Annotated in this window: 15 protein-coding genes; 9 read left to right on the forward strand and 6 right to left on the reverse strand. The window is 57.3% G+C overall.

Annotated features, from left to right (window positions below):
* Positions 1-74: 74 nt before the first annotated feature.
* From EHO01S_RS03365 to EHO01S_RS03385, 4 genes are all read left to right on the forward strand, one after another.
* On the forward strand, positions 75-2,414 hold the full coding sequence (locus tag EHO01S_RS03365) for a Tex family protein (RefSeq protein ID WP_024522635.1): 2,340 nt from the start codon (positions 75-77) through the stop codon (positions 2,412-2,414).
* A gap of 619 nt (positions 2,415-3,033) precedes the next feature.
* Positions 3,034-3,315: a ferrous iron transporter A gene (gene feoA / locus EHO01S_RS03375; RefSeq protein ID WP_024522636.1), complete on the forward strand. Its 282-nt coding sequence runs from the start codon at positions 3,034-3,036 to the stop codon at positions 3,313-3,315.
* Between the two features lie 102 nt (positions 3,316-3,417).
* Complete coding sequence (feoB, locus tag EHO01S_RS03380) at positions 3,418-5,733, forward strand: Fe(2+) transporter permease subunit FeoB (RefSeq protein ID WP_024522637.1); 2,316 nt, start codon at positions 3,418-3,420, stop codon at positions 5,731-5,733.
* A gap of 21 nt (positions 5,734-5,754) precedes the next feature.
* Positions 5,755-6,000, forward strand: coding sequence for a FeoC-like transcriptional regulator (locus EHO01S_RS03385; protein ID WP_024522638.1), 246 nt, complete (start codon positions 5,755-5,757; stop codon positions 5,998-6,000).
* A 46-nt stretch (positions 6,001-6,046) separates the two neighbouring features.
* On the opposite strand, the gene bioH is transcribed toward EHO01S_RS03385, so the two are convergent.
* Positions 6,047-6,826, reverse strand: coding sequence for a pimeloyl-ACP methyl ester esterase BioH (bioH, locus tag EHO01S_RS03390; RefSeq protein ID WP_024522639.1), 780 nt, complete (start codon positions 6,824-6,826; stop codon positions 6,047-6,049).
* A gap of 44 nt (positions 6,827-6,870) precedes the next feature.
* On the opposite strand from bioH, the gene EHO01S_RS03395 reads away from it, so the two are divergent.
* Together EHO01S_RS03395 and nfuA are read left to right on the forward strand one after the other, a co-directional pair.
* A complete protein-coding gene (locus EHO01S_RS03395) occupies positions 6,871-7,551 on the forward strand; it encodes a double zinc ribbon domain-containing protein (RefSeq protein ID WP_024522640.1) in 681 nt (226 codons plus the stop codon).
* A 58-nt stretch (positions 7,552-7,609) separates the two neighbouring features.
* Positions 7,610-8,185 carry a Fe-S biogenesis protein NfuA gene (nfuA, locus tag EHO01S_RS03400; RefSeq protein ID WP_024522641.1) on the forward strand — a complete coding sequence of 192 codons (576 nt, stop codon included), beginning with the start codon at positions 7,610-7,612 and terminating at the stop codon, positions 8,183-8,185.
* Positions 8,186-8,326: 141 nt separating this feature from the next.
* Here the strand turns inward: nfuA and EHO01S_RS03405 are convergent, their stop codons facing one another.
* The 4 genes from EHO01S_RS03405 to EHO01S_RS03420 form a co-directional block, all read right to left on the reverse strand.
* Complete coding sequence (locus tag EHO01S_RS03405) at positions 8,327-10,399, reverse strand: YccS/YhfK family putative transporter (protein WP_024522642.1); 2,073 nt, start codon at positions 10,397-10,399, stop codon at positions 8,327-8,329.
* Positions 10,400-10,457: 58 nt separating this feature from the next.
* The gene (crp, locus tag EHO01S_RS03410; RefSeq protein WP_000242755.1) at positions 10,458-11,090 is read right to left on the reverse strand and encodes a cAMP-activated global transcriptional regulator CRP; all 633 of its coding nucleotides are present in this window, start codon (positions 11,088-11,090) and stop codon (positions 10,458-10,460) included.
* A 350-nt stretch (positions 11,091-11,440) separates the two neighbouring features.
* A complete protein-coding gene (locus EHO01S_RS03415; RefSeq protein WP_024522643.1) occupies positions 11,441-11,665 on the reverse strand; it encodes a YheU family protein in 225 nt (74 codons plus the stop codon).
* Positions 11,662-12,645 (reverse strand): hydrolase, encoded by a 984-nt coding sequence (locus EHO01S_RS03420; protein WP_024522644.1) that lies wholly within the window; start codon positions 12,643-12,645, stop codon positions 11,662-11,664. Before EHO01S_RS03420 ends, EHO01S_RS03415 begins: the two co-directional genes overlap by 4 nt.
* 98 nt (positions 12,646-12,743) lie before the next feature.
* Here EHO01S_RS03420 and EHO01S_RS03425 point away from each other — a divergent pair, with 98 nt between their 5' ends.
* A complete protein-coding gene (locus EHO01S_RS03425; protein WP_024522645.1) occupies positions 12,744-13,358 on the forward strand; it encodes a LysE family translocator in 615 nt (204 codons plus the stop codon).
* A 10-nt stretch (positions 13,359-13,368) separates the two neighbouring features.
* Here EHO01S_RS03425 and malT read toward each other — a convergent pair whose 3' ends face one another.
* The gene (gene malT / locus EHO01S_RS03430; RefSeq protein WP_024522646.1) at positions 13,369-16,083 is read right to left on the reverse strand and encodes an HTH-type transcriptional regulator MalT; all 2,715 of its coding nucleotides are present in this window, start codon (positions 16,081-16,083) and stop codon (positions 13,369-13,371) included.
* A 464-nt stretch (positions 16,084-16,547) separates the two neighbouring features.
* Here malT and malP point away from each other — a divergent pair, with 464 nt between their 5' ends.
* Positions 16,548-18,953: a maltodextrin phosphorylase gene (gene malP, locus EHO01S_RS03435; protein WP_024522647.1), complete on the forward strand. Its 2,406-nt coding sequence runs from the start codon at positions 16,548-16,550 to the stop codon at positions 18,951-18,953.
* A gap of 9 nt (positions 18,954-18,962) precedes the next feature.
* The coding region (locus tag EHO01S_RS03440) for a 4-alpha-glucanotransferase (protein WP_024522648.1) at positions 18,963-19,704 on the forward strand (742 nt) is incomplete at its 3' end.

The following is a 19,704-nucleotide window of genomic DNA, read 5'->3' on the forward strand; positions in this document are numbered from 1 at the left end:
GTACTGGTATTTTCACGCTCGGCTCCGTATCACGGGGCCTGGCTTTTATCCATCAAGACGATCTATCTAACGCTATGAATGATGCATTAAGCCGCATTATCGCAACTGAACTTCAGGCGCGCACCGAGCAGGTTGACGCCGCCATTCGCCTCCTGGACGAAGGCAACACGGTACCGTTTATCGCGCGCTATCGGAAAGAGGCCACCGGTGGGTTGGACGATACCCAACTGCGTCAACTCGAAAGCCGCCTGATCTATCTGCGCGAACTGGAAGAGCGCCGCGCTACCATTCTCAAGTCCATCACTGAACAGGGTAAATTAAACAGCGCGCTGGAAGCCTCGATCCTGGCCACGCAGAGCAAGACTGAACTGGAAGACCTCTATCTACCCTATAAACCCAAACGCCGTACACGTGGACAGATAGCCATCGAAGCCGGACTGGAGCCGTTGGCCGAGACGCTGTGGCAACAGCCACAACACGATCCCCAAGCGCTGGCTATGCAGTATATCGACGCCGCTAAGGGTGTGGCTGACGCCAAGGCCGCCTTAGATGGCGCCCGTTACATCCTGATGGAGCGTTTCGCCGAGGATGCCGCGCTGCTGGCCAAAGTCCGCGATTACCTGTGGAAAAACGCGCATCTGGTTGCGCGTGTCAGCGAAGGCAAGGCCGAGGAAGGGGCGAAATTCCGCGATTACTTCGATCACCACGAACCGCTCGCTAGCGTCCCCTCACACCGTGCGCTAGCCATGTTCCGTGGCCGCAATGAGGGAATTTTGCAGTTGTCCCTCAATCCCGATCCCCAGTTCGACGAACCGCCGCGGGAAAGCTATGGCGAGCAGCTTATCGCCGATCACCTCGGGTTACGCCTGGCCCACGCGCCGGCGGATGCCTGGCGTAAGGCGGTGGTTAGTTGGACCTGGCGCGTCAAGGTGTTGCTGCACCTGGAGACCGAATTGATGACGGCCCTACGCGAACGCGCGGAAGAGGAGGCGATCAACGTCTTCGCCCGTAACCTCCACGATCTGCTGATGGCGGCACCGGCCGGACTGCGCGCCACCATGGGTCTGGATCCCGGCTTGCGTACCGGGGTCAAAGTGGCCGTGGTCGATGCCACCGGTAAGCTGGTCGCTACCGATACCATTTACCCGCACACCGGACAAAGCGCCAAGGCGGCGGCCAGTGTCGCCCATCTGTGCCAAAAGCATGGCGTCGAGCTAGTCGCCATCGGTAACGGCACCGCCTCGCGTGAAACAGATCGCTTCTATGCCGAGGTCCAACGCCAATACCCGCAGGTAACGGCGCAAAAGGTGATCGTCAGCGAGGCTGGCGCCTCGGTCTATTCCGCCTCGGAACTGGCCGCACAAGAGTTCCCCGACCTGGACGTCTCGCTGCGTGGCGCGGTTTCCATCGCCCGTCGTCTGCAAGATCCGTTGGCGGAACTGGTGAAGATCGATCCCAAATCCATCGGAGTGGGTCAGTATCAACACGATGTCAGCCAAAGCCTGTTGGCGCGCAAGCTGGATGCGGTCGTAGAAGACTGTGTTAACGCCGTGGGCGTCGATCTGAATACCGCTTCGGTCGCCTTGCTAACCCGCGTCGCCGGTCTATCGCGCCTGATGGCGCAAAACATCGTCGCCTGGCGCGACGCCAATGGTCGCTTCACTAACCGCGAACAACTGCTCAAGGTCAGTCGCCTCGGGCCCAAAGCTTTCGAACAGTGTGCCGGTTTCCTGCGTATTACCCATGGCGATAACCCGCTGGATGCGTCAACGGTGCACCCCGAGGCCTACCCGGTAGTTGAGCGCATCCTGGCGAAAACTGAGCAGAGTCTGGCGCTATTGATGGGTAACCCGGACGCGCTACGCGGCCTGAGCGCCAAGGACTTTACCGATGAGCGTTTCGGCGTCCCGACCGTCAGCGATATCCTACGTGAGTTGGAGAAACCAGGGCGCGACCCACGCCCGGAGTTCAAGACCGCCACCTTCGCCGAGGGGGTCGAAACCCTGAACGATCTGAGCGTCGGTATGATCCTGGAGGGCTGTGTCACCAACGTCACCAACTTCGGTGCTTTTGTCGATATCGGTGTACATCAGGATGGCTTGGTACATATCTCCTCCCTCGCCCACAAGTTTGTCGACGACCCGCATAAGGTGGTCAAGGCGGGTGATATCGTCAAGGTCAAGGTGCTAGAGGTCGACTTGGAGCGTAAGCGTATCGCCTTAACCATGCGCTTAGACGAGCAGCCGGGCGAGAGTGGTAGCCGACGGCCAATGGCTGAGCGCAACGGTGAGCGAGCCCGCCCGTCATCGCGCCCGACACGGCACCCTCAGGGACGTAACGAGCGTAGCGCCAGTAGCAGCAACAGCGCCATGGGTGATGCGTTAGCGGCGGCACTGGGTAAACTGAAACGCTGAGTTCGCGGGTCACGCCCTCTCGTAAGAGGGCGTGACCAATATCACAAAATACAAATCTAAATGAGACGCCATCGCAATCTCAGCTGCGCATGCGCTGTCAATCGCATAAAAAAGTGAATAAGTTGTTACGTTCGAGCATTAAAACACGTATACCGCATCGGCCATAACACAACCGCCATCGCGATGCTCTGCCAGAATACATGCCAGATGTTTAAAGATATCCATATGATAAAAAACAATAAAAAAATAATTTTCGGTTGGCTATTTGCCACAATCTTCTCGCCGCATCGTTAAGCACGCCAAAAGACCCTACAAAAAGCAGGTACATATCGTTAACCTTTTTAACGAATGATTCTCATTTGCTGTATTGCTAAAATAGTGCTAAAACACAGCCATGGTACAGGTTATGTACCGCGTTACCATGCCGATGTCATCGACACGCGTCGCATGACGTTTAGTGCCAAATGCGGATGCAAATAGTTATCAATTTAATTATACTACGTATTGACTGGCATGCAGGCATCAACTTGCTGAATGTCGTAAGTATGCCGCAGCGTATCATTGCACCTCCGCACGCCGGCCCAACGCAATGACTGTCGTAACAAGTAAGAAGGTTTATATGCACCAGCTTCTTCCGGGTCATCAATACAAAATTCTCGGCTTCTCGCCGTCCATCAGCCCCGCCTATCGCCAAAAACTACTCTCGCTGGGGTTCCTACCAGGCGCACCTTTTACGGTGGTACGCATCGCTCCGCTGGGTGACCCGATTGAAGTGAAGGCTCGCCGAGTCAGCTTGGTCTTACGGAAAAAAGATCTCGCGTTGCTCAACATCGAGCCGCTGGAGCAGGCGCGGCATGCCGCACACGACGCCGCACCGGCTGCTGCCGTCGGCGCGCAATAATACATCCACGCCCCCTTACCACAGGGCGGCAACATGTTTATGGGATAGCGCGGGTTATCGACACCCGTGCCGGTGTCAGTCTTGGCCAAAAAACAGTAAATTATGAAACAATTGACCATCGGGTTAATCGGTAACCCCAACTCAGGGAAAACGACGTTATTCAACCAGTTGACTGGCGCTCGTCAGCGTGTCGGCAATTGGGCTGGCGTCACCGTCGAACGTAAAGAGGGGCAATTCAACACGCCGGAACATCAGGTCAAGCTGGTCGACCTGCCCGGGACCTACTCGTTGACCACCATCTCCGAGCAAACGTCGCTTGATGAGCAGATCGCCTGCCACTACATCCTCAGCGGTGATGCGGATCTGATCATCAACGTGGTGGATGCCTCCAATCTGGAGCGTAACCTCTACCTGACCCTACAACTGCTAGAACTAGGTATTCCCTGCATCGTCGCGCTCAATATGTTGGATATTGCCCGTAGCCAACAGATCGAGATCGATATTGACGCACTCTCCAAGCGACTCGGCTGTCCGGTGATCCCGATGGTTTCCACCCGTAGCGAAGGCGTGTGCGCCCTGAAGCGTGCCATCGACATGCCGCCAGTCTGCGCGGTCGAGGCATTGGTCGATTATCCGCAACTGTTGCTCAATCAGGTCGACCGTCTGTCGCAGGTCATGCCCGATTCCCTGACCATGCAACAACGCCGCTGGATCGCCCTGCAACTCTTAGAAGGCGACATCTATAGCTCATCACGAGCCAGCAATGCCCTGGCATTATTGCCCGAGGTACGCGAAACCCTGCAACGCACCTTGCAAGACGATCCGGCGCTGATCATCGCCAACGCACGCTATCAAAGCATCACCGATATCTGTGATGCGGTCAGCAACAGCCAACAGGCCCAACCTAACCGCCTGACGGAAAAACTAGACCGGGTGATCCTCAACCGCTGGCTGGGGATCCCTATCTTCCTCTTGGTGATGTACCTGATGTTCCTGCTGGCCATCAACATCGGCGGAGCATTACAACCGCTGTTCGACATCGGCTCCGCTACCCTGTTTATTCAGGGTATTCAGTGGTTGGGCGCCACGTTAAACTTCCCCGATTGGCTCACCATCTTCCTGGCCCAGGGCGTCGGAGGCGGTATCAATACCGTCCTACCGTTAGTGCCACAGATCGGCATGATGTATCTCTTCCTCTCTTTCCTGGAAGACTCCGGCTATATGGCCCGTGCCGCCTTCGTGGTCGACCGTATGATGCAGGCGTTAGGCTTGCCGGGGAAATCGTTCGTCCCATTGATCGTCGGCTTCGGCTGTAACGTCCCGTCGGTGATGGGAGCCCGAACCCTGGATGCGCCACGTGAACGGCTAATCACCGTGCTGATGGCGCCCTTCATGTCTTGCGGTGCCCGTCTGGCTATCTTCGCTGTCTTCTCCGCCGCCTTCTTCGGACAGAATGGTGCCTTCGTGGTGTTCTCGCTCTACCTGCTGGGCATTGTCATGGCGATCCTGACCGGGCTGATGCTGAAGCACACCCTGATGCGCGGCGATGCCTCGCCCTTCGTGATGGAGATGCCGGTCTACCATGTGCCGCATCTGAAGAGCCTGCTGCTGCAAACCTGGCAGCGCCTGAAGGCATTCGTAGTCCGAGCCGGACGCGTCATCATCATCGTCAGTATCGTCATCGGAGCGCTAAACAGTTTCTCCTTTAGCGGTAAGCCAGTCAGCGATCTCAACGATTCGGCGCTGGCGGCGACCAGTAAAGTGTTAACACCGCTGCTGCAACCGATCGGCGTCAAAGAGGACAACTGGCAAGCGACTGTCGGCCTGATCACCGGGGCGATGGCGAAAGAGGTGGTGGTCGGTACACTGAATACCCTGTACACCGCCGAACATATCAATGAAGAGGAGTTCGATGCGCAAAGCTACAGCCTGGTCGGTGGACTGAAAGAGGCGCTGGATGAAACCTGGCAGGGCCTGAAGGACACATTCAGCATCAGCGTACTCTCCAACCCGATCGAGGCCAGTAAGGGTGACGGTGAGATGGGTAGCAGCTCCATGGGAGTAATGAGCAGTAAGTTTGGTAGCATCAGCGCCGCCTATGCGTACCTGATCTTCGTCCTGCTGTATGTTCCCTGTGTCTCGGTCATGGGGGCTATCGCCCGCGAAAGTAGCCGCGGCTGGATGCTGTTCTCCATCGGTTGGGGACTGAATGTAGCTTACTCACTGGCGACCCTGTACTACCAGGTGGTGAACTTCAACGCTCATCCCGATTACAGCTTGATCGCTATCAGCGCCGTCATCGTGTTCAACCTGGCACTGCTGGTCATACTGCGCCGCTCCCGCGATCGGGTCACTGTGCGCTTGAGCAACGTTGCCAGTGCCAGCTGCTGCTGCAATAACCGTGGCAACTGCCACTAAGCGGTGTAACGGAGCACGATCATGACTACGTTGCTACAAGTCCGAGATACCGTTACGTTGCATGGACGCATCGAACTACAACGTCTATGCCGTGAGGTCGGTGGTACACCGGCCATGGTACGCGCCATGCTGGAACGCCTGGAGCAAATGGGCTGTGTAGAAAAGGTCGACGATATCGATAGCGGCTGCCTAAACGGCAGCTGCAAAAGCTGCCCCGAAGCACAGAGGAAATGCCAAACGCTCATCTACCAGGCTCGGACGCGCTAAACACGTCCCACCAGCCGACTTCACAGCCGCACATGCGGCTGTTTTTTTATTCCGGCGTCAACGCGCCAGCAAAGTCGCACAACGCCGTACAGAATAGCTCGGGATGAGAGATAAAGGGCGCATGCGCCGCCGCAGGGAAAATCAGTGAATCTCCCTGCAACGCGAGCGCATCTACCCGTGATGCCACCCGACGCGGCACCAAGCCATCCAGCGCGCCATAGAGACGCAGCCACGGCATCGTCACCTCACTTAACCGGGGACGCAGATCGGCAGCGCGCAATATCGCCAGCCCGGCGTTCAACACCGCAGATGAAGGCATCGGCTGCGCCAGCACCACCGACTTCAGGGTGCGAGCATCCTGGCGCGCACTCTCGCTGCCCAGAGTCTGCAACGCCAGGAAACGTTCGACCGTACGCGAGAAGTCTGCATTCAGTTGCTGTTGAAAGCCCTGTAACACCGTACCGTTAATCCCCGGCCAGTCGGCCTGTGCCGTAAAACAAGGTGAGGAAGCCACGGTGACCAGCCCGCGCAAACGCCACGGTTGGCTCAGCGCCGCCATCATGGCTAACAACCCCCCCAGCGACCATCCTAGCCAGATGGCCTGCTGCGGCGCCTGTGCCAAGAGCTGTTGCGTCATCGCTTCCAGCGAAAAACTGGAGCTTGCCTCACTGCGACCATATCCTGGCAGATCGACCACATGCAGACGAAACTGTGTGGAGAGCCGAGGCAAAATGCAACGCCAAACCTCGCCATTCAGCCCCCAACCGTGCAGCAGCACAAGATCGTGTTTCCCGCTCCCGCAACGATGCCAATACAGCGCGCTCATCGGTTATCGTCTCCTTTCATCTTGATCCTATCAGGAAAAGCCTCATGGTATCACTTCATGGCCGCTGTGCGATCTGCCGCCTTCCACTACGCGCGCCTGTCGGTATCTGTAGCTCCTGCCGCCGAGCGCTCCCCCGCCCCCCGCCCTGCTGTCCACGCTGCGGCTTGCCCAGCACCGATCCCAGCCAACTCTGTGGTCGCTGTCTACAACGGCCGCCCCCCTGGCAACGGCTGATCTTTATCGGTGACTATCAACCGCCGCTGGCCACCCTGATCCAGCGCTTCAAATACCGTGGCGAGTGGCCGCTGGCCTCCCCCTTGGCGCGTCTGATGTTGTTGCGCTATCTTCAGGTACGGCGCGGTCTGCTTACGACACGCCCCGACCTGCTGCTACCAGTCCCCCTGCACTGGCTACGTCACTGGCAGCGCGGCTACAATCAGTCTGCCGAACTGGCGCGCCCATTAGCTCACTGGCTACAGACAGATTACCACCCGTACTGGTTACGACGCGTTCGTTCGACACCGGCGCAACAGGGGCTAAGTGCCGCCGAGCGGCGGGGCAATCTGCGCGGCGCTTTCGTCTGCCATCCCGCCTTGGCCGGACGCCGCGTATTACTGGTCGATGACGTGATCACCACCGGCAGTACCTTAAGCGAAATCAGCCTACAATTAATCGCACAAGGTGTGATGTCGGTAGAGGTTATCTGCCTGTGTCGCACCTTGTGAGCATTTTACGATCGGCGTATTATAACCGACCGGAGAAGTCAACTATTGAGCAGATGCCATGATCCGTATTACCGAAGCAGCGCAAGAGCACTTTGCCAAATTGCTGGCAAATCAGGAACCGGGGACTCAGATCCGGGTTTTTGTCATTAATCCCGGCACGCCCAACGCCGAATGCGGCGTCTCGTATTGTCCGCCGGATGCCGTCGAGGCCAATGATCATAAGCTGGATTTTGAACGGCTAAGCGCCTATGTCGACGAAATCAGTGCGCCGTTTCTGGAAGACGCCGAGATCGATTTCGTTACCGATCAGCTCGGTTCCCAACTAACCCTGAAGGCACCCAACGCCAAGATGCGTAAGGTGGCCGACGATGCGCCGCTGATCGAGCGCGTGGAGTATATCCTGCAATCGCAGATCAACCCGCAACTGGCCGGCCATGGCGGTCGCGTCTCGCTAATGGAAATCACCGATGACGGCTATGCCATCCTACAATTTGGTGGCGGTTGTAACGGCTGCTCGATGGTGGATTACACCTTAAAAGAGGGGATCGAAAAAGAGTTGCTGCAACGCTTCCCAGAACTCAAAGGGGTGCGCGATCTGACCGAACACCAACGCGGCGATCACTCTTACTATTAATCGCTCGCCCGCGACACGACGGGTAACCCGTCCAACGCCAGATCTGCCGGCCGCGCCTCGCGCGGCCGGTTTCGTTATGAGACGCGACCGCGCCCCAGCAGGCAATGCCTTCGCCAAGACAACAAGCGTGTCATCCGCCACTCAATCACGTAACCGACGGCTGAGCCATAGCCCATGATGCGGGCGCTGACGCCAGGCGATCGAGGAGATGGTATGCATGGTGCGCAGATGTGACAGGATGCGACGCAGATGAACCTCCATCGGTGTCATCGGCATACCCTGTTGCGGCTCTGGGATCGGAATCGCCTGGTTATCATTGCTGCTCGGGCCATCGTGCTCCAGACGCTGCTGGCACAATTGCAGCGCGATCTCGCCACACTGCAAGTAGTCCTGCGCCAAGCGTGGTGTCAGCATATAGTGTTCCCGTGCCAAGATAGTCATGGCATTCAGATGTTCGACGATAAACTGACTATGGGTGATCCATAGGCGCATATCCGCCAGATAGCGTGAATCGAAGCCCGGCTCCTGCATTGCCTGGCTCAAGGAGGAGTAAAGCGTATTCTGTGCCTGGTTGCTGCGCATGCGGGCATAGGCCAACTCGCTGACGCCCGCTGCGGCAGAGAGCAGTAGGCGCAACTCGTCCTGATAAGCTTCCAGTGCCTGGTGAGCGTTTTTACGCAATAGACCGCTCTGCCATTGTGGCCACAACCAGATGGTACTCGCAAAGGCGAGGATGCAGCCCAGTAAGGTATCCACCAGCCGCGGCACCAGGAAGTGTGACCCATTCAGCGCCAGCAACTGTAAGGTAAACACCGCGCTGATCGTGAAGCCGATGACCGCGAGACCATAGTTTTTCCGTAACACCAGATAAGCCCCCAATGTCACCAGCAACATCACCAACAGCATCACATATTCACTCAGTGCCAGCTGTAACAATCCAGCAGCAATGATCAAGCCGGCGAAGGTCCCCATCGCGCGATGCTGAATCCGTACCCGCGTCGCGTTATAACCGTTCTGGATCACCAGCATGGTAGTCAGCATGATCCAGTAGGATTTAGGCAATGCCAACAGCATCCCCAAGCCGCTCCCCGCGGCCAACGTCAATCCGAGACGCAGCGCATTGCGCAACGCGCCAGATTTCGGCGAGCAATAGGCGCGCAGCGCCGGCCAGAAAGGTAGGCGCTGCTGGGTCGCCATCAGCTGGCGCTGGTAGAGTGGGCGCTGACGCTCCAACAGACGTGCCATACGACTAAAGTGATGCAAACAGAACTGCCCCACCGGATTGTCTGGGTAACGGTTAGCCAGTTTCTCCAACGCGGCAACCTCGAACTGCATGGAGAAATGTTGCGGATAACGGTGATACAAGATGTCATCCGCCACGACTCGCAGACGCCCGGCCACGACTTGGGCATTGCGCCGGATGATCGCTTCGGCTTGACTCTGAGCCACCAGTGTCTGAACTTCTTCCGGCTGCGAGAGGCTAACGGTGATGTGCTCTTGCAGATCGAGCGCCACCTGAAAATAACGCACTAGGCGCTTGTACTCCGGGTTATGGACCAGAGACAGCATATGCATCTGCTGGTAGATCACGCTAATCAGATCCATCACTTTCTGCTGGCGATGTAACAGGGGCGGCAAAGCCGTCTGCGGATCGCTATGCTGCGTCAGTAGGCTGTACTTGGCCTCGATGTAATCGGCCAACTCCACATAGAGCTGGTTCAGTGTCTCGCGGATCGGTTGTCCCTTCCATAAGATAAACCAGAACCAGGTGAAGGCGCCGTACCAGATGGTCCCCACCAGATACAATAGCGGCGCTTGCCAGATGGGTACCATGCCGACCATGCTGAGGGTAAAGATCGTCGCCACCAATGCGGCAGGCAATAGACGGGCATGCAGCGGACTGATCTCCCCGTTGACCCCCAGCAACAATGCCAATAGCAACATCGCCAGCGGTACGGGAACCTGCCACAACAAAGCCAATTGCAAAAGAAAGCTACCGAGCGCGAACAACGTCCCGCCCACGGCTAAACGTTTAAAGAAGCGTTTGTGAGGTGTATCAAGACCTGCAATGTTACAGCAGACAGGAACCAACGAGAACAGCAACCCTTGTTGCAATTGGCCGATCACCAACCCGAATAACACCGGCAGACACAAGACCAGCGTCTGACGCAGTGCATAGTTCACTTCTGGGTGGTAGATAAACCGCCGCCACATGAGCACCATCCTGAGGATGGAAAGCGTTCCGCGCCACGGAGGTGGCGCGGGCGAAAAATCATCGCGTCCCGTAGACGACGATGGTTTTACCGTGTGCGGAGATCAGATTCTGATCCTCCAGCATCTTCAGGATACGACCGACAGTTTCGCGTGAACAACCGACGATCTGGCCGATCTCCTGACGCGTGATCTTGATCTGCATGCCATCCGGGTGCGTCATCGCATCCGGTTGCTTCGCCAGATTCAACAGCGTCTGGGCAATGCGACCGGTGACGTCGAGGAAAGCCAGGTTGCCGACCTTCTCTGACGTTACTTGCAGACGACGCGCCATCTGAGCGGACAGGCGCATCAAGATATCCGGGTTTACCTGGATCAACTGGCGGAATTTCTTATAAGAAATTTCAGCCACCTCACAGGCGGTTTTCGCCCGTACCCAGGCACTGCGCTCCTGTCCTTCCTCAAACAAGCCCAACTCACCAATGAAATCGCCCTGGTTCAGGTAAGAGAGGATCATCTCCTTGCCCTCTTCATCCTTTATCAGTACCGCGACAGATCCCTTAACGATGTAATAAAGCGTCTCCGCTTTTTCACCTTGGTGAATCAACGTACTTTTTGACGGATACTTATGAATATGGCAATGGGACAGGAACCATTCAAGGGTTGGGTCTGTTTGTGGTTTGCCGAGAACCATTCGCTATTATCCTCTGTTGTTATCGCATCCCCGTGCGCCAAACGTGCCCCACCAGGCGGCGGAGCCGGGAAACTGCCTAGTAACCTGTTATAGCAGTGCACTTGTCGAATATAGTGTTGTTAGCCTAAGGGAGTTGCTACCCGACCTTATTGATCTATACCCGCTTCATTCCATTAAAGGTGCATGTCGGCTTAGTTTGTAGCATAGCTTGACCCAACTGTCTCGCACTGTCTCGTTTCAGCATGGGATAGCTCACTGTTCAGCGCGTTTTTTTTTCTAACGGAATTATTTTTGCACTTTATTTGCACAGTAGCCTGCGCTAAGTCACCAAGAAAGGCGAGCCATGGACGCTAATCCCCCCCGTTAAACTGGCTACGCGCCATAATATTGACGCTTTCATGAAGTTCAGACCAAACGACTACGGCCTCGCCGCTTATCAGCTGTTGGCGCACATCTTCAACCTTCTGCGCCAGACTCTTCTCCTGCTCGCCATAGTCGGTACCTTCACGCAACACGAAGGCTTCGATCAAATTGTCCAACGTTGCCGGGGCGATATCTCGCCAAGGAATAATCACGTCATTGACTCCAAATAACGCGCTAACCATTCAGGAATACGCTGCTCCAGCCACAGGGACGGACGCCGTAGCGTGCCATTGATGAAGCCGACGTGCCCGCCGAATTCGGTTAGCTGATAGTCGATATTAGCCGGTAGCCGTGCCCTATCCGGGATCACCGCCGCCGTCATGAAAGGATCGTCACGCGCCTGGAGGATCAACAATGGCTGGCGGATGGCCGCCAGACGCGGTAACGCACTACAGCGTCGATAATAGTCATCCGCTCCGGCGAAACCATGCAATGGCGCCGTAATCTGCTCATCGAACTCGCGCAACCGGCGCAAGCGCCGGATCTGCTGCGGATCGAGCGCGCACAACTGGGGATAACAACGCTGTTTGCGCAACGCGCTGCGCTTGAGCTCATGTAACAAGTAACGCTGGTAAACACGCCCCGCCCCCCTCTCCAACTGCGCAGCGCAGGCCGCCAGTTGTAATGGCGCCGAGACCAGCACCGCCGCCGTCAACGGCGCGCGCGTCCCTTCCTCCGCCAGATAACAGCCCAGCATATTACCACCGAGGGAAACACCGACCGCCGCCGTCGGAACCTCACCCAGCGTCTGTTGTAGCCAGGTGAGAAAGAAACGCGCATCGCCGGTCTCCCCCGAATGATAAAAACGCGGCAGCAAGTTAGGCTCACCACTACAGCCACGAAAATGCATCACCACCGCCAGCCAACCGGCCGCGCGACACGCGTGCAGCAAGCCATGGGCATAAGGACTATAAAACCCGCCCTCTAAGCCATGAAACAACACGACCCGTGGTTTATGACGCGCGCTGAGCGGCGCCTCACTCCAAGCCAGATCGACGAAGTCGCCGTCCGGTAGCGTGAGACGCTGCCAGACGGGCGTCAACGCGATGCGACGACGCAACAGACGCGGCAATAGTGTCTGGAGATGCGGATTGCGCAGCAGAGGCGCGGGCGAAAACGGCGTGGCACTCATAGTAACGGAAGAAAATTCATCGAAAGACGCGTTGTATCATCAATAGCACACTGTTAGGGTCAAAACATCTCTTTCCCCGTGATGCGGAGCCAAATGGTATGGACAGCACCCTGTTCCTCTCTCTACTCGGATTTCTATGGGTTGCGGCGATCACCCCTGGCCCTAACAACCTATTGCTGACCACCTCCGGCGCCAATCTCGGCTGGCGCGTCTCCCTCCCCTTGATGCTGGGCATTATCCTAGGCATGCAGACGCTGCTGTTGTTGATCGCCTTCGGCATCGGCGGCGTGTTATTGCTCTACCCGACGCTGCATACCCTACTCAAGGGGGCGGGCAGTCTCTACCTGTTATATATCGCCTGGAAAGTGGCAACTTCACGCTATACCCGCCTGACGCTACCGCCACAGAAAAATACACCACCGCAGCGCCCTATCCGCTGGCATCAAGGGTGGCTGCTCCAATTTCTCAACCCGAAAGCCTGGCTGATGACGCTGGGCGCGGTCACCAGCTTTACTCTCCCCGGAGCCCACTATCCGACGAGCGTGGCACTCATCAGCCTGGCGATGGCGCTGATTAATCTCATCGCCGGTCTCCTGTGGCTCGGCTTCGGCACGCTGATCGGACGCCTACTGCAAAGCCGGCGTGCCTGGTTCACGTTCAACCTGGCGATGGGCGCCCTCACCGCCGCCTGCGTCCTCTTGATCTGGCGCTAATAATGCCGACTCAGACCCCATAGCCCATCAGACGCATGATGTCCTGCGCCTGGCGCACCGCTTCCTGACGGTGCGTCACCCCTAGCTTCTGGTACAGATTACGAATATGGGTCTTAATGGTGGTGGCGGCAACCGTCAACTCGTCGGCGATCTGCTCGTTACTATAACCCGAATAGATCAGCCCCAATACTTGCCATTCACGCTGAGTCAGCGGGCTGGTGCGGATCAATTCCGGAACCTGAGGATGATTCAACAACCGCTCGACAAATTTCTCGTCGAAATGCGCAAATTTATGTCGATGATGTTGGTTAATATCACGCAGGATACGCTGGGCCCGATGCACCTCCAACTCGGGTAGGGTATTGAGCTGTAACAGCTGACGCAACTGCTGAGCCATCACTTCACCTTCAATAACGAAGTGGCTGACAAAGCCAGTACGATTGGCTAGGCTCAACGCCTCCATCAATACACGCAACGCCTCACTCTTCCGATCCATATGCCAATACAACAAATTGCTCAGCAACAGGTTACGGTTGAGATCGCTCACCAGCCGCAAACGGCGCGCAGCGCTGTTCAACGCCTCTAGTACCGCTTGCGCCTCCTCATATTGCCCCAACATAATCTGTACTCGGGCGATATTGCGCCACTGTCCCTGGAGGAAATGGTTATCCGGTGCTGCCGGACGCACCGCCTGTAATAGCCAATTGCCGGCCGCCTGGCGATCACCGGTGATCTGCCAGTAGATCACTCGTGCCTTATCGGCATTCACCAACCAATCGCTATGGTAGCTACCCGACTGCAACAACGCTTCGCAACGGCGCAGATGCTGCCCGGCGTTATCCAGATCGCCCCGCGCCAGCGAACACTTCGCCAACAGCGCTAGGCACTGTAACTGTTGCTGCGGCTCGAAATTTGCCAGGACCGCCAGCCCCTCACGCGCCGCGCGCTCCGCATCATCCAGCCGCATCCACGACCACAGTACCTGGGCGCGAATACGCAACAGGAACTCATGCATCGGCAACTGTTGCAGATGTTGCTCCTCAACCAGTTCAAACGCCTTATCCTGCGTCTCGTAAGCCGCCTGCAAGAAACCTTGCGCAATCAGGATCTCGCTCTGCTGTAGCAAGGCCCAGAGCGCGTAATGGTAGGTCTGGTGGCGACGCGCCACCTGCTCAGTCTGCTGCATCATCGGTAAGGCCCGTGCCAGCATGCCCTTGCAGTGCAGTACCTCGCCCAGTACGGAGCTGCTAACGATACGACTGTAGTAACTGCCGATCGGTAGGTAGCGCAACGCCTCCGTGGCCAGGCGCTCGGCATCATCCGGCCGACCATCGTTGATCGCTACCTGGGCGCGCAGCGCATTAAACTCGGCATGCAGCGCCGCATCCAGGGTGATCTGACGTAGCGCCATCTCCTGCTCAGCGCGCGCCAACAGAGTATTCACCTCGCTATAACGATGCTGGCTCTGCGCCAGCCAAGCTTGCAACAACGCCAGACTAGGATGTTGGATCAACGCGTCGTAGGGCAACGCATTCAGACAGTCTTCCAGCAGTGCCAGCTCACATTGATGGAATAAACTCCATGCATGCTGCAACAGGATGTCGCACAACAACGCCATATCGCCGGCCGCTTGAGCGTGATGAATCGCCTCCGCCGGAAATCCTTGACTTAACCAGCCCTGTGCCGCGCTGCGATGCAGTTGGGGTAACGCCGTCACCATCTCGCGTTGACAGCGATTACGTAAGAAATGGGCGAACAACGGGTGAAAACAGAACCATTCGCCCTCCCCATCCATCCGGTGGATGAACAGCCCCTGCCGCTCTAGCTCCTCCAGGCGCTGTTGCCCCTCCTCCTCGCCGGTCAAGGTACAGATCAAGGCGTCATTCATCGAACGTAGCACCGAGCAACGCAACAGGAAACCACGGGTATCATCGTCGACCCGATCCAAGACCTCATCGGCCAAATAGTCGGCCAGATGGGTAGCATTGATGCGTGCCAAACGACGGGCCGAAGCCTGTGCCTGCGCCGACGATTGACGCGCCGATAGGGCGATCAACTGTAACGCTGTCGGCCAGCCTTCGACCTCGTCGCACAGCGCATACATCTCGTCGTCGGCCAAGGGAGCATTAAGGCGCTGATGGAAAAATTGGCCTGCTTCTGAATGGGTAAACGCCAGCTGGCGTGTGTTGATTTCCAATAATTGCTCCCGCACCCGCAGATTGGCGATACCTAACGGCGGCAAGGTGCGTGACATCAAGCACAATGTGAGGTTGTCGGGCTGATGACGAAGGAAAAAACGCATCGCCTCATGCACTTGTGGATGCGTGATGAGATGGTAATCGTCGATCACCAAGTAAAGCGGCGTCGGCCACTCCGCCAGCTCGATAAATAACTGGGCAAATAACGCGGACAGCGTGGCGTATTGATGCTTCTGACTCATCGCCTCGCTTTTGGCGCACTGACCGCCAGTAGCCTGCTGTATCGCGGCGATCAAGTAGTTGGCGAAACGCTCCGGCTGGTTATCGCTCTCATCCAGCGAATACCACCCCAGATGCGCTTTCTCCTGCGCCCACTGCGCCATCAACGTCGTCTTACCATAGCCCGCCGGGCCATTCACTAATACCAAGCGGTAATTACGCGCCGCATCTAAGCGAGTGAGTAATTGTTCCCGTACTACCGTAGTTTGTAGCCGTGCGGGACGGCTCAATTTTGACGGAATCAGCATGATCGCCAGCCCCTATTCTGATGCCACCTATACGCCAGCTCAGCCCGTGCCGAGCAAGGTAGCGCAGGTGCCATCCTGCCCCAGAAATCGCCACTACGCGTCTATTTATTTCACGCCTCGTAATTAATGGCTGCTCTTTAAGGTCTGACAATGTGCGCACTATTGCAACCGAGGTTCCGTGCGCGATCGCAGGAAGTTGCTACTGATCACATTTTTCAGCGAGTCCATACAATTAGCGCCTCAATCGCCACCAATACGTATTATTTATCCGTCATAAATACATTGTCGTTACGACGAAGCGTGCCGCCTGCGGCGTAAAGGCGTGGTACGGATCACAGTTCAGACTACGCCCTAAGACTCCTCCCCTGAGCAGCTAACGGCGGGAGGATGTTTTCCCCCGGCAGGATCGTCAGGATGAGAATCATGCCTACTACTTCAATTTTGACGCATTGAGAGAGACGCCTATGTCGTATACCCCGTTCGATCAAGCCGCCTTCCACGCGGCGCTGACCCGCCACTGGCAAGGATTGGGCCTGGAAAGTGCGCAGCAAATGAACGCTCGCCAGTGGTGGCAGGCGGTCAGTCAGGCCTGCGCCGAACAACTCGCCGCCGCGACGCAGCCCGCCCGGGTCGAGGCAGATGGCCAGCGCCATGTGAACTACCTGTCGATGGAGTTTCTCATTGGCCGCCTCACCGGCAACAACCTGCTCAATCTGGAATGGCACGACGCCGTAGCGCAAGCGCTAGGGCAATACGACATACAACTCAGCGACCTACTGGAGCAAGAAGTCGATCCGGCGCTGGGTAACGGAGGACTCGGACGTCTGGCGGCGTGCTTCCTCGATGCCATGGCCTGCGTCAAACAACCGGCCACCGGCTATGGGTTGTGCTACCAGTATGGCCTATTCCGCCAATCCTTCAGCGACTGCCATCAGCAGGAAAGCCCAGATGCCTGGGGACGCGAAGCGTATCCCTGGATGCGCCAAAACCGGGCGTTGGATGTCCAGGTCAACGTAGGCGGTAAACTCCTGCGTGACAACGGAACGGTTCGCTGGCAACCGGCTCTGACATTACGTGGCGTGGCACGCGATCTGCCCGTCGTCGGCTATCGCAATGGCATTAGCCAACCGCTGCGTCTATGGGTCGCCTGTCACGATCATCCCTTCGATCTCGACAGCTTCGATCGTGGGCAGTTCCTCCGTGCCGAACGTCAAGGTATCGAAGCCGCTAAGCTGACCAAGGTGCTCTATCCGAACGATAACCATCAGGCCGGCAAGCGTCTGCGCCTGATGCAGCAATACTTCCACTGTGCCTGCTCACTGGCTGACATCCTCCGCCGCCATCACCTAGCCGGACGGAAACTTGAGGCGCTGCCACAGTATGAGGTGATCCAGCTCAACGATACCCACCCGACCATCGCCATTCCCGAGTTGATGCGTATTCTCCTCGATGAGCACGGCATGACCTGGGATCGCGCCTGGGAGATCACCAGCCAGACTTTCGCCTACACTAACCATACCTTGATGCCGGAAGCCCTGGAGTGCTGGAGCGAGAGTCTGCTGCGCAGTTTGCTGCCACGCCACCACGACATCATTCGCCAGATTAACCAGCGCTTCCAGCAGCAGGTTGAGCAACACTGGCCGGGTGATAAGGCAATCTGGCAACGCATCGCCATCATCCACGACAAGCAAATTCGCATGGCTAACCTGTGCGTCGTCGCCGGATTCGCCGTCAACGGCGTGGCCCAATTGCACTCCGAACTGGTCAAGAGCGATCTGTTCCCCGAGTACTATCAATTGTGGCCGCAGAAATTCCATAATGTCACCAACGGGATCACGCCTCGACGTTGGCTGAAGCAGTGTAACCCCGCCCTCGCCGGGCTGATCGATCGCACCCTACAACGCGAATGGGCCAACGATTTAACCGTGCTACGCGAACTGGAGCCTTACGCTGCACAGGCGGGGTTCCGTGAACAATATCGCCAGATCAAACAGCAGAACAAGGTCGCCCTGGCGCGCTATGTGAAGCAGACTCAGGGGCTGATCCTGAATACCGACGCCATCTTCGACGTCCAGATTAAGCGTCTACATGAATATAAGCGTCAACACCTCAACCTGTTGCATATCCTAGCGCTGTACCATGAGCTGCGCGCTAATCCCAACGCCGATCGCGTGCCGCGTCTTTTCCTGTTCGGAGCCAAGGCCGCACCAGGCTACTACCTGGCGAAAAACATCATCTACGCGATCAATCGCGTGGCCGAGGTGATCAATCATGACCCGCGCGTCAAAGACCGCCTCCAGGTCGCCTTCCTACCGGATTACCGTGTCTCCTTGGCGGAGATGATGATCCCGGCCGCCGATGTCTCCGAGCAGATCTCCACTGCGGGCAAAGAGGCCTCAGGCACGGGTAACATGAAACTGGCCCTCAATGGGGCGCTGACCGTGGGCACGTTGGATGGCGCCAACGTCGAGATCGCCGAGCAAGTCGGTGCCGACAACATCTTCATCTTCGGTCAAACGGTGGAGCAGGTGAAAGCCACGCTCGCCGCCGGCTACCAGCCACAAAAAATCTATCGTCAGGATAAACGACTGAAGGCGATCATCGACGAACTCGCTTCCGGCCACTATAGCCAGGGCGATAGTCATGCTTTCGACATGATGCTGCATAGCCTGCTCCAGGGGGGCGATCCCTATCTGGTGTTGGCTGACTTCGCCGACTACTGTCAGGTACAAGCCAGGGTGGATACCCTCTATCGCGATAGCGAGGCATGGACGGAAAAAACCATCCTTAATACCGCGCGCGTCGGCATGTTTAGCGCAGATCGAGCTATCCGCGACTATCAGCAACGCATCTGGCAACGCCAGCGTTAAGGAGTCGCCATGCAACGCGCACCGACGCAAACCACTCTGGAACAGCGGGCATCCAAGGCCGGGATTGCCAGCAGCTACATCAACGCCCATGGTCGTAGTCAGGCCATCAGCGCACAGACCAAGCAGCGCCTGCTTGATGCGATGCCTACGCCGGTGCCTCTCGCGGGTCCACTGCCCGCCGTGCTGGTCGCCGCTCAAGGCGGCAGTACCACGCTTACCCTGCAACAGAGCGGGGACTACCAGTGGGCGTTGCTCCTAGAAAATGAGACTCAGCCCGCCCATCAAGGGCGGCTGAAACGCCGCAAACAGTTAGCCCTGCCACCCCAACTGCCGCTGGGTTATCATCGCCTACAGCTGAATGATGGAGAACAACAGTGGCAATGCCCGCTGATCATCACCCCGACTCGCTGCTATGAACCCGATGCGCTGTTGACCGGACGTAAACTCTGGGGCGCGTGTATCCAGCTCTACACCCTACGTTCGGCAGCCAACTGGGGGATCGGCGACTTCGGCGATCTCGCTCAAATGGTTGAGCAGATAGCCCTACGCGGAGGGGCCTTCATCGGCTTGAACCCGATCCATGCCCTGTACCCGGCCAACCCGGATAGTATCAGCCCCTACAGTCCCTCCTCGCGTCGTTGGCTGAACATCATCTACATTGATGTCAACCGCGTAGCAGAGTTTCAGCGTAGCGAGGCGGCCCAGCGTTGGTGGCACGATGACGAGACCCGCCAGCGGCTCGCGGCGGCCC

The sequence above is a fragment of the Edwardsiella hoshinae NBRC 105699 = ATCC 33379 genome, assembly GCF_000474215.1.
GTDB classification, from domain to species: Bacteria; Pseudomonadota; Gammaproteobacteria; order Enterobacterales; family Enterobacteriaceae; genus Edwardsiella; species Edwardsiella hoshinae.

Excerpts from the sequence above, each read along its gene's own strand:
- EHO01S_RS03365 (WP_024522635.1), top strand. The coding sequence starts at position 75 with ATGAATGATGCATTAAGCCGCATTATCGCAACTGAACTTCAGGCGCGC.
- feoA (WP_024522636.1), top strand. The coding sequence starts at position 3,034 with ATGCACCAGCTTCTTCCGGGTCATCAATACAAAATTCTCGGCTTCTCG.
- feoB (WP_024522637.1), top strand. The coding sequence starts at position 3,418 with ATGAAACAATTGACCATCGGGTTAATCGGTAACCCCAACTCAGGGAAA.
- EHO01S_RS03385 (WP_024522638.1), top strand. The coding sequence starts at position 5,755 with ATGACTACGTTGCTACAAGTCCGAGATACCGTTACGTTGCATGGACGC.
- bioH (WP_024522639.1), bottom strand. The coding sequence starts at position 6,826 with ATGAGCGCGCTGTATTGGCATCGTTGCGGGAGCGGGAAACACGATCTT.
- EHO01S_RS03395 (WP_024522640.1), top strand. The coding sequence starts at position 6,871 with ATGGTATCACTTCATGGCCGCTGTGCGATCTGCCGCCTTCCACTACGC.
- nfuA (WP_024522641.1), top strand. The coding sequence starts at position 7,610 with ATGATCCGTATTACCGAAGCAGCGCAAGAGCACTTTGCCAAATTGCTG.
- EHO01S_RS03405 (WP_024522642.1), bottom strand. The coding sequence starts at position 10,399 with ATGTGGCGGCGGTTTATCTACCACCCAGAAGTGAACTATGCACTGCGT.
- crp (WP_000242755.1), bottom strand. The coding sequence starts at position 11,090 with ATGGTTCTCGGCAAACCACAAACAGACCCAACCCTTGAATGGTTCCTG.
- EHO01S_RS03420 (WP_024522644.1), bottom strand. The coding sequence starts at position 12,645 with ATGAGTGCCACGCCGTTTTCGCCCGCGCCTCTGCTGCGCAATCCGCAT.
- EHO01S_RS03425 (WP_024522645.1), top strand. The coding sequence starts at position 12,744 with ATGGACAGCACCCTGTTCCTCTCTCTACTCGGATTTCTATGGGTTGCG.
- malT (WP_024522646.1), bottom strand. The coding sequence starts at position 16,083 with ATGCTGATTCCGTCAAAATTGAGCCGTCCCGCACGGCTACAAACTACG.
- malP (WP_024522647.1), top strand. The coding sequence starts at position 16,548 with ATGTCGTATACCCCGTTCGATCAAGCCGCCTTCCACGCGGCGCTGACC.